At 30.8% G+C, this 13,043-nt stretch carries 17 protein-coding genes; 4 read left to right on the forward strand and 13 right to left on the reverse strand.

All coding sequences use genetic code 11. The annotated features are described in order from the left end of the window. Positions 1-77: 77 nt before the first annotated feature. Positions 78-323 carry a DUF1467 family protein gene (locus ABXT72_RS06035; protein ID WP_415278050.1) on the forward strand — a complete coding sequence of 82 codons (246 nt, stop codon included), beginning with the start codon at positions 78-80 and terminating at the stop codon, positions 321-323. A gap of 35 nt (positions 324-358) precedes the next feature. Here ABXT72_RS06035 and cyoE read toward each other — a convergent pair whose 3' ends face one another. From cyoE to ABXT72_RS06065, 6 genes are all read right to left on the reverse strand, one after another. Continuing rightward, positions 359-1,258: a heme o synthase gene (gene cyoE, locus ABXT72_RS06040; RefSeq protein WP_415278051.1), complete on the reverse strand. Its 900-nt coding sequence runs from the start codon at positions 1,256-1,258 to the stop codon at positions 359-361. A gap of 31 nt (positions 1,259-1,289) precedes the next feature. After that, positions 1,290-1,553: a hypothetical protein gene (locus tag ABXT72_RS06045; protein WP_415278052.1), complete on the reverse strand. Its 264-nt coding sequence runs from the start codon at positions 1,551-1,553 to the stop codon at positions 1,290-1,292. 5 nt (positions 1,554-1,558) lie between these two features. Beyond that, complete coding sequence (locus ABXT72_RS06050) at positions 1,559-1,897, reverse strand: cytochrome C oxidase subunit IV family protein (protein WP_415278053.1); 339 nt, start codon at positions 1,895-1,897, stop codon at positions 1,559-1,561. 8 nt (positions 1,898-1,905) lie between these two features. Further along, positions 1,906-2,616 (reverse strand): cytochrome c oxidase subunit 3, encoded by a 711-nt coding sequence (locus ABXT72_RS06055; RefSeq protein ID WP_415278054.1) that lies wholly within the window; start codon positions 2,614-2,616, stop codon positions 1,906-1,908. Positions 2,617-2,625: 9 nt separating this feature from the next. Next, complete coding sequence (locus ABXT72_RS06060) at positions 2,626-4,410, reverse strand: cytochrome c oxidase subunit I (protein WP_415279171.1); 1,785 nt, start codon at positions 4,408-4,410, stop codon at positions 2,626-2,628. Positions 4,411-4,485: 75 nt separating this feature from the next. Then, the gene (locus ABXT72_RS06065; protein WP_415278055.1) at positions 4,486-5,328 is read right to left on the reverse strand and encodes a cytochrome c oxidase subunit II; all 843 of its coding nucleotides are present in this window, start codon (positions 5,326-5,328) and stop codon (positions 4,486-4,488) included. 101 nt (positions 5,329-5,429) lie between these two features. On the opposite strand from ABXT72_RS06065, the gene ABXT72_RS06070 reads away from it, so the two are divergent. Next, positions 5,430-5,621 (forward strand): hypothetical protein, encoded by a 192-nt coding sequence (locus ABXT72_RS06070; RefSeq protein WP_415278056.1) that lies wholly within the window; start codon positions 5,430-5,432, stop codon positions 5,619-5,621. Between the two features lie 5 nt (positions 5,622-5,626). On the opposite strand, the gene ABXT72_RS06075 is transcribed toward ABXT72_RS06070, so the two are convergent. Continuing rightward, entirely contained in the window at positions 5,627-6,307 is a 681-nt protein-coding gene (locus tag ABXT72_RS06075; RefSeq protein ID WP_415278057.1) for a cytochrome c oxidase subunit 3, read from the reverse strand. A gap of 33 nt (positions 6,308-6,340) precedes the next feature. On the opposite strand from ABXT72_RS06075, the gene ABXT72_RS06080 reads away from it, so the two are divergent. Next, complete coding sequence (locus ABXT72_RS06080) at positions 6,341-6,928, forward strand: SCO family protein (protein WP_415278058.1); 588 nt, start codon at positions 6,341-6,343, stop codon at positions 6,926-6,928. An 11-nt stretch (positions 6,929-6,939) separates the two neighbouring features. Here the strand turns inward: ABXT72_RS06080 and ABXT72_RS06085 are convergent, their stop codons facing one another. The 6 genes from ABXT72_RS06085 to ABXT72_RS06110 all read right to left on the reverse strand — a co-directional run bounded on the left by ABXT72_RS06085 (position 6,940) and on the right by ABXT72_RS06110 (position 12,332). After that, positions 6,940-7,593 (reverse strand): SURF1 family protein, encoded by a 654-nt coding sequence (locus ABXT72_RS06085; RefSeq protein WP_415278059.1) that lies wholly within the window; start codon positions 7,591-7,593, stop codon positions 6,940-6,942. A 9-nt stretch (positions 7,594-7,602) separates the two neighbouring features. Further along, the gene (locus ABXT72_RS06090) at positions 7,603-8,391 is read right to left on the reverse strand and encodes a cytochrome c oxidase subunit 3 (RefSeq protein WP_415278060.1); all 789 of its coding nucleotides are present in this window, start codon (positions 8,389-8,391) and stop codon (positions 7,603-7,605) included. A gap of 2 nt (positions 8,392-8,393) precedes the next feature. Next, complete coding sequence (locus tag ABXT72_RS06095; protein ID WP_415279172.1) at positions 8,394-8,930, reverse strand: cytochrome c oxidase assembly protein; 537 nt, start codon at positions 8,928-8,930, stop codon at positions 8,394-8,396. Between the two features lie 163 nt (positions 8,931-9,093). Next, complete coding sequence (ctaD, locus tag ABXT72_RS06100) at positions 9,094-10,731, reverse strand: cytochrome c oxidase subunit I (protein ID WP_415278061.1); 1,638 nt, start codon at positions 10,729-10,731, stop codon at positions 9,094-9,096. Between the two features lie 2 nt (positions 10,732-10,733). Continuing rightward, a complete protein-coding gene (gene coxB, locus ABXT72_RS06105) occupies positions 10,734-11,549 on the reverse strand; it encodes a cytochrome c oxidase subunit II (RefSeq protein WP_415278062.1) in 816 nt (271 codons plus the stop codon). An 81-nt stretch (positions 11,550-11,630) separates the two neighbouring features. Beyond that, complete coding sequence (locus ABXT72_RS06110; protein WP_415278063.1) at positions 11,631-12,332, reverse strand: RsmE family RNA methyltransferase; 702 nt, start codon at positions 12,330-12,332, stop codon at positions 11,631-11,633. Positions 12,333-12,349: 17 nt separating this feature from the next. Between ABXT72_RS06110 and ABXT72_RS06115 the strand changes: the two genes are divergently transcribed. Further along, a complete protein-coding gene (locus ABXT72_RS06115; protein WP_415278064.1) occupies positions 12,350-13,021 on the forward strand; it encodes a haloacid dehalogenase type II in 672 nt (223 codons plus the stop codon). Positions 13,022-13,043 lie beyond the last annotated feature (22 nt).

Below are 13,043 nucleotides of genomic sequence, written 5' to 3' on the forward strand. Positions count from 1 at the left end.
TGTAAATTAATGACTTATTATCTTTTAACTTTAGACTAATTTATATACCCTTTAATTGTAAAGATATAGGGGGTAAATTGAGTACAATTGGACTAGTTACAATGTATCTAATTATTCAGTTAGTGGTATTTTTTTCTATATTACCAATAGATGTTAATCGAAAAAGAAAATTTTTAATCCCAGCAAATGAGGTTGGAGCACCTGAAAATCCTAAAATTCTTAAAAAGACTTTTTATTCCATTGGTATTACGACTATTATTTTCACAATAATTTGCTTATTGATGAAATATGAATATTTAGATCTAACAAATATAATCAGTTAAAAAATATTACACCACGACATTTTGAGTCGAAAAATTTAAATAAGACTATCTATTAAAAGTAATACAAAAATTAAGAATAGATACAAAATTGAGTAGCCAAAGACTTTTTTTGCTTTCTTTAAATCAAATTTATTTTTTTTATATTGATATAAATCAAAGCAAATAAAATTATAATAAATTGTAAGAACAAATGCTGGAATCAAATAGATTAAACCTGAAAAATTAATCCAATATGGAAAAATGATGATGGGTAGCATTAATAAAGAATAAATAAAAATGTATACTTTTGTTTTTTCAATACCATCTGTTAAAGGTAACATTGGAATTTTTGCTTTTTTATAATCATCAGCTTTATATAAGCTCAATGCCCAAAAATGCGAAGGCGTCCAAATAAAAATTATTAAAAATAAAGCTAATGGCTCTAAACTAATTGTATTAGTTGCTATAGTCCACCCGATAACAGGTGGTAATGCACCAGCAGCTCCACCAATAACAATGTTTTGTGGTGTTTTTCGTTTTAGCCATATTGTGTAGACAAAAAGATAAAAAAATATTGTAAATAATAACAAAGATGCTGATAGAAAATTTGAAAAATAATTTAATGCTACAACTGAAATAACTGACAATAACACTCCAAAAGTAAGTGCTTGGTTTCTATTAATTTTACCAGTGGGAATTGGTCTTAAGCATGTTCTTGTCATGAGTGCATCTAAATCTGATTCGTACCACATATTTAGACATCCAGCCGCTCCCGCACCTAAAGCAACTAAAGTTATGCCTATCATAGCATCAATAATGCCTATATTTGAATTGGAAGTTAAAAGGCCAACGGCGCATGTAAATATAACAAGAGACATTACTCTTGGTTTCATCAATAGATATAAAGATTTAATTAATTCATTAAAATCTAGTGTGACAGTTTTTTTTCTAATCATTTTGGTTAAACGGTTATCAGATATGATGTGCCTATTCTACATTTAATAAAATAAACACTAAAATTGATACCATTCCAATAATAAGAATATGATTTCCTAAATCAAAAATTCCAATTTGTTTATTTTTTTTATCAATAAATCTTCTAGTAAGAGACATATTGTCATATGGATTAATTGTAATTGCGGGGCCTTTGTCTTTTTGCTTCTCTAATTTTAATTCAGTACCAAACCATGTTGCATAAATAAAAAGTAAAAAAAATATTAAAGCTCCAGCAAGTACAGTGTATCCAGTCATAAAGTTTATCCTCCAGTAATAAAATATAATAATCTTGTAAAAACCGTGTATTTTGCTTCTGCTGCCATAAGCCCAATAAAACAAGCTATTGCTGTCATCGGCCACAAAAGAACATTAACTAGGGCATATCGCTCCCAAAATAGGTGCATAAAGAAAGCCATTATTAAACCAGCTTTTAGAAACATAAATATTAAAATTAAGGTCCACCTTAATAACCCCTGAAATGCAAACAAGTCAACCATGTAAGAAAAAAAACTAAGTACAAATAATAATCCCCAAATCCATAAGTAGATTCCTATCTTATGTGTTGAAGCAACGGTTTCTTTGTTTTCTATCTCATCCATAATCTAGTTTACCATAAATAAAAAAAGGCAAATATAAATACCCACACTAAATCAACAAAATGCCAATAAAGACCTAAAATCTCTATTGCAACATAATCCGATTTCATTGTAGTAAAAAATCCCCTTTTACCGTTGTCAAAATCACCTTTAAAAACTTTTCTTGCAAAAATAAAAAGAAAGATCACACCAATTGAAACATGAAATCCATGAAATCCTGTAATCATAAAGAAGTATGAACCAAATTGTTTTGCTCCAAAAGGATTTTCCCAAGGTCTAACACCTTCATGTATTAATTTTGACCATTCAAATACTTGCATTCCAACAAATGTAAGGCCACCAATAGCTGTAGCTAAAATAAGCCATCCACACATTTTTCTATTTTTTTCATAACCATATTTTACTGCAAGAGCCATGGTTCCACTGCTTGTAATTAAAACAAATGTCATTATTGCAATTAATAATAATGGAACAGGTGTGCTGCCTACATGTAGTGAAAAGACTTCACTTGTGTTTGGCCAATCTACTACTGTAGAGGTTCTTCCTTTCATGTACGAAATCAAAAAACAGCTAAACACAAAAGTATCACTCAGTAAAAAAATCCACATCATGACTTTTCCCCACTGAACACCCTTAAACATTGTTTGATCAGAGCCAGTATCTGTGGCCATTCCTTTAAACCCTGGTTTAAGTTCATAACCTTCAATTTTTACATCAGTCATATTTTTTTCCTAAGTTTTTTCTACCTCTGCATTAATAACTTCACTTGGTGGCGTTGTTTGGGTTATGTAATCTTCTTTTGCGCCAGGTACATTAAAGTCATAAGGCCATCTATGAACAACTGGTAATTTTTCTCCCCAATTACCATGAGTTGGTGGTACATCAGGGGTTAGCCATTCTAAAGAATTTGCCTGCCAAGGATTTTTGCCTGCTGGTTTTCCAATTTTTAAACTTGTTACAATATTGTAAATAAAAATTAACTGTGAAAAACCAACAATTAAAGCCGCAATGGTTATAAACTCATTCATTCCAACAGCTGAAGTGACATATGGACTATCATACATTTCATAGTACCTTCGTGGCACTCCAATAAAACCTAGGTAATGCATTGGAAAATAAATTGAATACGCACCTAAGAATGTAACCCAAAAGTGCCACTTACCTAATTTTTCACTTAACATTCTTCCAGTAACCAAGGGAAACCAATGATAAACTGCACCCATAATTACCATAAGTGGGGCTATGCCCATGACCATATGAAAATGAGCTATTACAAAATAAGTATCAGATAGTGGAATATCTACCGCAACATTCCCCAAAAAAATTCCAGTAATTCCTCCATTTACAAAGGTCACAATAAAACCTAAGCAAAAAAGCATTACTGTGTTCATTCTAATGTTTGCTCTAAATAGTGTTATTATCCAGTTATAAACTTTCAATGCAGTTGGTACTGCAATAATAAGTGTGGTTGTTGCAAAGAAAAAACCGAACCAAGGGTTCATTCCACTAACATACATATGGTGAGCCCAAACAAAGAAACTTAAAGCTCCTATACCAACAATAGCCCAAACCATCATTCTATATCCAAAGATATTTTTTCTAGCATGAACAGATATTAAATCTGAAACTATTCCAAAAGCAGGAAGAGCCACAATATAAACTTCGGGGTGGCCAAAAAACCAAAACAAGTGTTGAAAAAGAACAGGGCTTCCTCCTCCATAACTTAGCACTTCTCCAGCTTGGAGAATGGCTGGCATAAAAAAACTAGTCCCAAGCATCTTATCTAGAGTCATCATAATACAACTGACCAATAATGCTGGAAAAGCTAACATAGCCAAAGCTGTTGCGGTAAAAATTCCCCATATCGTTAGAGGCATTCTCATTAATGTCATCCCTCTAGTACGAGCTTGTAAAATTGTAATTATGTAATTTAATCCACCCATAGTAAATCCAATTACAAATAACGATAAAGAAATAAGCATTAAGGTAATTCCCATATTGGAACCAGGAGTACCTGGCAAAATAGCTTGAGGTGGATAGAGCGTCCATCCTGCACCTGTTGGTCCACCAGGAACAAAAAAGCTAGCCATGAGAACACACACTGCGATAAAAAACATCCAGAAACTAACCATGTTTACATATGGAAAAACCATATCTCTCGCTCCAACCATTAAAGGAATTAAATAATTTCCAAAACCTCCTAAAAATAATGCTGTTAAAAAATAAACAACCATTATCATGCCGTGCATAGTTACAAATTGATAATAATGTTCTGCTGTGATGAATGGAACTAGATCTGGATAACCCAATTGTAAACGCATCAACCAAGAAAGTATTAGACCGACTATTCCTGTGAACACGGCAGTAAGAAAATATTGAATACCAATAACTTTAGCATCCTGACAGAAAATCCATTTAGTAATAAAACTATGCCCATGATAAAGATCCTGTTCAGGAATTTCTGCAGGTCTTACATAATCAATGTCTTTTGATGGAGTGCCAGAAGAGCCAGACATGGTTTCTGAAGACTGTGCTTCAAGAGGTGTATTCTGTTGGTTATATTCGTCTGACATAATTCTCCTTTACATTATTTAATCATCATTTTTAGCAAGTAGAGTTGTTTTTAATTTATCATTTTCTTGTTTAGCAATTAAATCTGAAAAAGTTTCCTGTTCTTTAATCCAGTTTTTATAATTACCTTCACTTTCAACTATAACTTTTGCCCTCATAGCATAATGGCCCACTCCACAATATTCAGCACACAACACTTCGTATTCTCCTATTTTGTTTGGCTCAAACCAATAATAAGAAATGATTCCAGGTATAGCATCCATTTTTGCTCTAAATTGTGGAACATAATAATTGTGCAAAACATCTAGTGACCTTAATAAAATTTTTACTGGTCTATCTGTTTTTAGGTGAAGCACATCGTCTTGAATTAAAATATCATCTTTTCCATATGGGTCATCTAAGTTTATTCCAAAAGGATTGTCATCACTAATTTTTTCAACTTGAGCTGTGCCTAATATTCCATCTTCACCTGGTAATCTATATTGCCATCCCCATTGCCATGCATTCACTTCAACTTGCAGTGCATTTTTCGGAGTATTGATATAATTATTATAAACAATTAGACCCGGTGCTAGAAGAGCAATAACTCCAACAGTAGTTGCAATAGTTAATATTTTTTCTAGTTTATGATCTTCTGGTTTGTATTCAACTTTTCTGCCTTCTTTATAGGAAAATTTTAGTATGCAATAAACCATGAACAAACAAACTAAAATAAATACACCGCCACCAATCCAGAAAGTTAAATTAATTGTATCATCCATTGCCCCCCAGTTTGAGGCTATGTCTGTCCACCACCATGGAGTATATATATGGAACAGAACTGAACCAACAATTACCCCTAAAAATATAATTCCCGGGTGCATATTTGTCTCTCTCTTAGATAACAGTAATTGAAATAAATTTCCGAATCCATAGAAAAATATATTAATAAATGAGTAAATAAGGCTTTATAGTGAATTAAATTATGCTTGATAAATTTAGTCTCTTTGTAGTTGTACTGGTTTTAGTTTTTTGCTTTTATCTTGTAATTTCATTCGGAGCAGGAGTTTTTTCAAAAAAAGAAAAGAGGCCAGAAATACAAAAATATCTAAAATCTGTTAATATTTTATTAATTTTTATAATTATTGTTGGGGCTATTTTAACTTTGTTTCTTTAGATTGCTTATCCAAGTAATGCTCGACACCAAGCAATGACAGTATCATTAAAAACATACATAATTAAAAAAAATACAAACCAAACAATTAATAAAAAAGTCCAATAAAGAGACAGTGCATCTATACTTTTTTGTGAATTTATAATTTGTTCTTTTTTGAGCTTGTTAACTTTAGAGAAAACCTTTCCCCAAAAAAATAATCCTCCCAAAAGGTGCAATCCATGGAGTGCGGTAAAAATATAAAATGATGAAAAATAGTTATTTGTAGAAACATAATTTCCATTTTCCATTAATTGAAACCAAAAAAAAATCTGCCCAAATAAAAAAGCGTAGCTTAAAAAGCCAACTATAAGTAAATTTTTTTTGATTTTTTCAAAATTATTTTTTTTTAAATCATTTGTGATTTTATTAAAAAAATAAGCAACGTATAATAAGACTAAAGTATTTAACCATAATAAATTAGGTTTCAATAGATACTCTGTATCTTGAGTAACTGGAATGCTATAAAGGTATCCTGTAACAACTAAAGTAAATAATACGGTGCTCACACCAAAGATAACTATAACAGCTGAAGTTTGTAGCGATATATCAAAGGTTTTACCTTTATGATTGTTATCACTTTCCATCTGTTCTTTTTCCCAAGGCTTATCAGACAATGTTCCAAAAAGTTTTTTAATAAATTTAGACATAATTATAATATATAATATATTAATTCATAAAATATGAAATTAAAGACGTCAATAACTATACTGGGTGGCTGTTTGTTAATTTTTTTATTTATTATGCTGCCTATTGTATTATCGATACAAGAAAAGAAAGAAAATGTTGTTGCTTCATATGCCGGTTCTACATTTACTTTAACAGATGTAAATAATGAGCCTGTAACAGAAAAATCTTTTCAAGGACCGTTAACTGCAATTTTTTTTGGTTTTACAAATTGTCCCGATATATGTCCAATGACACTATCTAATCTAGATCAGGTTATCAAAAAATTAAATGATAATGAGAAAAAAAATTTGAAAGTTTTTTTTGTAAGTATTGATCCTGAAAGAGACAATCCTGAAATAATTAAGGATTATTTGAATTCATTTAAAAGTAAGATTTATGGAATAACTGGAGATCCACAAAAAGTATTTTTGCTTTCAAAATCATGGGGTGTTTTAAGTGAAAAAATTTTTAATGAAGACGGTAGTTATTTAATCAATCACAGCTCTTCAATACTTTTATTAGATAAAGGAAAGTATATTGATCGAATTAGTCATCATGAAAATTTGGAAAATATTTTTAAAATAATTAAGAGTTATTTGTAAGCTTGCAAAAATTAATATGTATTTTTCCTCACATATAAATAAAATAAAAAAATCGACAGTGCTAAAGAAAACCAAGTAATAGCATACTTTTTGTGACTATTTGAAATATTTACAGTAATAATTTTTGGTTTTGGTAATTCTAAATTATTATTTAAGTAAATTACAAATGGTGAAAATTTTTTATTTGTATATTGAAAAATATCATCCCTATCTAAAGTAAACCAGTAATTATCGTTAATATCATTAACAGGCTTAAACCTGTTAGCCTTAGATTGTTTTCTTAACGTTCCTAAAATAGTTTTATGATCAAAAATATCAATTTCTTTTGTATTTTTTTTATCAAAAGGTATCCATCCTCTATTTAATAAAAAGTTTTTATTATTAATTATAATTGGATTAATAACATTAAATCCTGGCGCACCTTTTTCGTTTAAACTATATAAATAAATTTGTTTATCAAAATCTATAACCCCTGAAGTTTTGATTTTTAGATAGTCCTCATGAACATTGGTCATTAAATCAACGGGTTCTTTCTTCAAAGAAACATCAATTTTATTTAATAATTCATTTTTCCAATCTAATCTTACTAGTTGCCAGCTACCTAGTGCTATAAATATAGATATAAAAAAGAATACAAAAATTGAAAATAAAAGTTTATTTCTCAAGGTAAACTATTAACTTCCCCAAATATAGATTGAAGCAAATAGGAATAGCCATACCACATCAACAAAATGCCAATACCATGCCGCGGCCTCAAAACCAAAAAATTCATCTTTTTTATATTTGTCATTTTTAGCTCTCCACCAACATACTGCTAAAAATATAGTTCCTATAATAACGTGAAACCCATGAAAGCCTGTGGCCATATAAAATACTGAACCATAAATATTTCCAGCAAAATCAAATTTTGCATGTTGATATTCGTAGACTTGTAACAATGAAAAGCAAAAGCCTAAAAAAACTGTCATTGCTAAACCTTGAACAAAACTTTTTTTATCACCTTCTTCTAAAGCATGGTGGGCCCAGGTAACAGTGGTTCCTGATAGTAGTAAAATTAATGTATTTATCAATGGAATATCCCAAGGATCAAATGTTATAATATCTACTGGAGGCCAAACATTGCCCATGAGTTCGGTAGGAAATAAACTTGCATTAAAATAAGCCCAAAACCACGCAACAAAAAACATTACTTCGGAGGCGATAAAAAGAGTCATTCCATATCTAAGGTGAATTTTAACAACAGGTGTATGATGATCGTGGTCAACCGACTCTATTATTACATCCCTAAACCACATGTATACTCCATAAAATAAAAGAGCAAAACCTAAGTACATTCCCCAGGAAACTTCACTATGCAAATAATAGACAGTCCCTATTGCTAAAAATAAGCTAGAAAATGACACATAAATAGGCCAAGGACTTGGATCTACTAAGTGATAATCGTGTTTTTTTTCTGCTGACATTTTTATAATTTTGATTGGTTATAGTAATCTGATGAAAAGAAAGTATAGGACATAGTTACATCTTTAATATTTTTAGTGCTTGGGTCGTTTACCATTTCTGGATCTAAATAAAAAGTCATTATATATGTTGCTTTTTCTCCTGCTTTTAGCTCTTGCTTTTCAAAGCAAAAACAGCCTAATTTACTATAATATTTACCAAAAGATGAGGGAGATACATTAAAAGCAGCCACACCATAAGTTGTTTCATCGCCATAATTCTCTACTTGAAATTCGATTCGATTCACTTGACCTATGTTCACATCCATAACATTTTTTTTTACTTTAAAATTCCAGGGTAGTTTGTTTACATTTGTATCAAAGCGAACACTTACTTTTTGATCTAAAACTATATCTGGTGCCTCTTTTGATATTTGCGTAGTTCCACCGAACCCAGTCGCTCTACAGAATATGTCATATAAAGGTACCGCAGCAAATGAAAGGCCAAGCATGATAAAAAAGATTCCAGCTAAAATTATAGGAGTGAGCGTTTTTTTTTGGATCATAATTGTCTGTCAAAAACTCCCACATTATAGAGAGTAAAAAAAAATAGGAATATCATGAAGGCTATTATTCCAAACGCAGTAAAGATATTTTTTTTTTTAGTTTTTTTGTCAAGTGTCAGCATAATAATATCTTATTTGTTAAAAATAATTTTCTTAAAATTTAATGAGTATTAGATTTTTCAGTATCTTGATCATCCACAAACTTCGGCAACTCATCAAAGGTATGGAAATTTGGTGGTGATGGTATGGTCCATTCTAAAGTTGTGGCACCTTCACCCCAAGGGTTTTGAGCTGCAGCTTTTTTCTTAGAAAAAGAATAAATTAAGTTAATAAAAAATACTAATAAACCACCAACTGCTATGTATGAGCCAACTGATGAAACATAATTCCATCCAGCAAATGCATCTGGGTAATCAGCATATCTTCTTGGCATTCCTGCTAAGCCTAAAAAATGTTGAGGGAAAAATACCAGGTTAACTCCAATAAATGTTAACCAAAAATGTATTTTTCCTAAAGTTTCAGAATATTCATAACCAGACATTTTACCAAACCAATAATAAAATCCTGCAAAGATTGCAAATACTGCCCCTAAAGACAATACATAATGAAAGTGAGCGACTACATAATAAGTATCGTGCATTGCAGTATCAACACCTGCATTTGCAAGCACAACTCCTGTTACTCCACCAACTGTAAATAAAAATATAAAGCCTAATGCCCACAGCATTGGAGTTTTAAATGAAATTGATCCACCCCACATTGTTGCAATCCATGAAAATATTTTAATACCCGTTGGCACTGCAATAATCATTGTCGCTGCTATAAAATATGCTTTAGTATCAGTGCTTAAACCAACCGTATACATATGGTGAGCCCAAACAACAAAACCTACAACGCCAATTGAAACCATGGCATAAGCCATTCCCAAATATCCAAATACTGGCTTTTTAGAAAATGTTGAAACAATATGACTGATCATTCCAAAGCCAGGTAAAATTAAAATATAAACTTCTGGATGACCAAAGAACCAAAATAAATGCTGGTACAAAACAGGATCTCCACCTGTTTGAGCATCAAAAAATGCTGTTCCAAAATTTCTATCCGTTAAAAGCATTGTAATTGCACCAGCTAAAACTGGTAGTGATAATAACAATAAAAATGCTGTAACTAGAACAGACCAAGCAAATAAAGGCATTTTGTGCAAAGTCATACCTGGCGTTCTCATATTCAAAATTGTTGTAATAAAGTTAACTGCTCCTAAAATTGAAGAAGCTCCAGCTAAGTGCAAACTTAAAATAGCAAAATCCATTGCAGGTCCTGGCTGTCCAGCTTTAGAAGATAAAGGTGGATATAAAGTCCATCCTCCGCCAACACCTTGTTGACCTGGAGGGCCATCTACAAAAATTGAAAGTAGTAATAAAATAAATGAAGCTGGTAATAACCAAAATGAAATATTATTCATTCTAGGAAAGGCCATATCAGGTGCACCAATCATAATTGGCACAAACCAATTGCCAAAACCACCAATCATTGCAGGCATTACCATGAAGAAAATCATTATTAATCCATGACCAGTAACCAACACATTATATAAGTGATAATTTCCACCTAAAATTCCATCGCCAGGATGCATTAATTCAATTCTCATTAATACTGAAAAAGCTGTTCCAATAATTCCTGCAAAAATTGCAAAAATTAAATACATTGTACCAATATCTTTATGGTTAGTTGAGTAAGCCCAACGTTTCCAACCTGTTGGTGTGTGATGATCGTCTTCTGATGCTGTTTGTGTATACATTTTTATTTACTCGCTAGTTTTTTATATTCATTTTCTGTAATTGGATCTTTTGCAAATTTCATTTTAGCTTCTGCTAGCCATATTGCATATTCTTCGTCTGTTACAACTCTTACTGTGATCGGCATAAAAGCATGTTGTATTCCACATAACTCAGAGCATTGACCGTAATATGTTCCTACTTTTTCAGCTTTAAACCAAGTTTCATTTATTCTTCCTGGAACCGCATCTCTTTTAACTCCAAAAGATGGTAATGCCCAAGCGTGTAAGACATCGTTTGCAGTAATTAAAACCTTAACCACTTTATTAACTGGTACAACAACTTCGTGATCAACGGTTAGTAATCTTGGTTGGTTTTCTTTTAACTCATCTTCTTTAATCATGTACGATTCAAAAATAATATTTTCGTCGGGATATTCGTATCCCCAGTACCACTGATATCCAACAGCTTTGATTGTTACATCGACTTTTGGGATCGTATCTTGCTTGTATAAAAGTTTAAATGATGGGATCGCCATCACGATTAAAATTAAACACGGAATTAATGTCCACAAAACTTCTACTGCAACATTATGAGTAGTTTTTGATGGAACTGGATTTTTTGATTCTCTAAATCTTATACAAGTATAGATCATAAGAAATAAAACAAAGACAGTGATAGCAATAATTATTGGAAGTAGAATATTATTATGAAAACTAACGATATCTCTCATTCCATCAGAGGCTGGGTTTTGAAATCCTAGTTGCCATTCTTTAGGTTGATCGGCTAATGCACCTGTTGAGTAGATAGTTGCTAAAATTGTAAGTAAAAACTTGTTCATTTACAACAGTATATAAAGTGCTTTCATAAAATTTACACTTTAGATTTTGCGACAAAATCACACTTTAGTATTTAAAAACCATCAATTAATCAAATAACTAACAATAGATAGAGCTGAAATTACTGCAGTCTCTGATCTTAATATATTTTCATTTATTTTAATTGGCTGAACGTGCTTAAATGTAAGAATCTCCCCTCTTTCTTCCCCTGAAAAATCTCCTTCTGGACCAATAATAACACAAGTTGGATTACTAGTTAGCTTTTCTAAATCTAATTTTTTATTTTGAGAATTTAAATCAGTAAATATTAAATCCATTTTTTCATTACTCAAAAAATCTTTTAATGGTTGAGGATCTTCAATAGATGGAACATTAATACGATTGGACTGTTCGGCAGCTTCTATAATTACTTTTTCTAATCTTTCTTTGTTAATTTTTCTTACAATTGTTCTGTCAAATATTATTGGTAAAAATTTTGTAACACCGAGCTCTGTTGCTTTTTGAATCATAAAATTAAAGTAGTTTGATTTAATAGGTGAAAAAGCTAACCACAATTCTTTTACATTTTCTTTTTGTCTTAATTGTTTTGTAATATTAAATTTAACTATACTTTTTGAAATATTTAAAATTTTTGCTTCCCATTCTCCACTGCTATTAAATAAAGAGAAGACTTCATCAACTTTAACTCTCATCACTTTATTTACATAGTGAGATTGTGATTTATCAAGTTTTGCAGTTAAATTAAGTGATAAACTTTCTTTAAAAAATAATCTAATATTACTCATTAATGTTAAGTTAATTTATGAAAAATATTAAAGCAATAATTTTTGATGCATATGGCACTTTATTTGATGTCAATTCTGCTGCAGAAAAATGCAAAGATAAAATTGGTGATAAATGGGAAGGCTTTGCTAATTACTGGCGAACTACTCAATTAGAATACACTTGGCTTAGAAGTCTAATGAATAGACATAAAGACTTTTGGCAGGTAACTGAAGATAGTTTAGATAAATCAATGAAGGCATTTGAAATTGATATTTCAATGAAAAATGAATTATTAAATCTTTATAAAGTTCTTTCACCTTTTAAAGAAGTGCCAGAAGTTTTAAAAAAACTTAAAGAAAAAAACTATAAATTAGGTATCCTTTCAAATGGTACACCTTCTCTTCTTAATGAATTGGTGAAGAGTAATAATCTAAATAATATATTTGATGATATTTTTTCAATTGAAGAAGTTGGAATTTATAAACCAGATTCAAAAGTCTACGATCTGCCAATTAAAAAATATAAAATACAAAAAGAAGAAGTTGCATTTTTAAGTGCTAATACTTGGGATGTTTCTGGTGGTGGAAATTATGGTTACAGTTCTATTTGGGTAAATAGAAATAATAATATTTTTGATAACCTTGATTACAAACCTAAAAATGAAATAGAAAATTTAGAACAATTAAACAATCTTATTAAGGCCTCATGAGATAGCATGAGGCCTTTACTAA

The organism is Candidatus Pelagibacter sp. Uisw_094 (assembly GCF_047729535.1).
In the GTDB taxonomy this organism is placed as follows: domain Bacteria; phylum Pseudomonadota; class Alphaproteobacteria; order Pelagibacterales; family Pelagibacteraceae; genus Pelagibacter.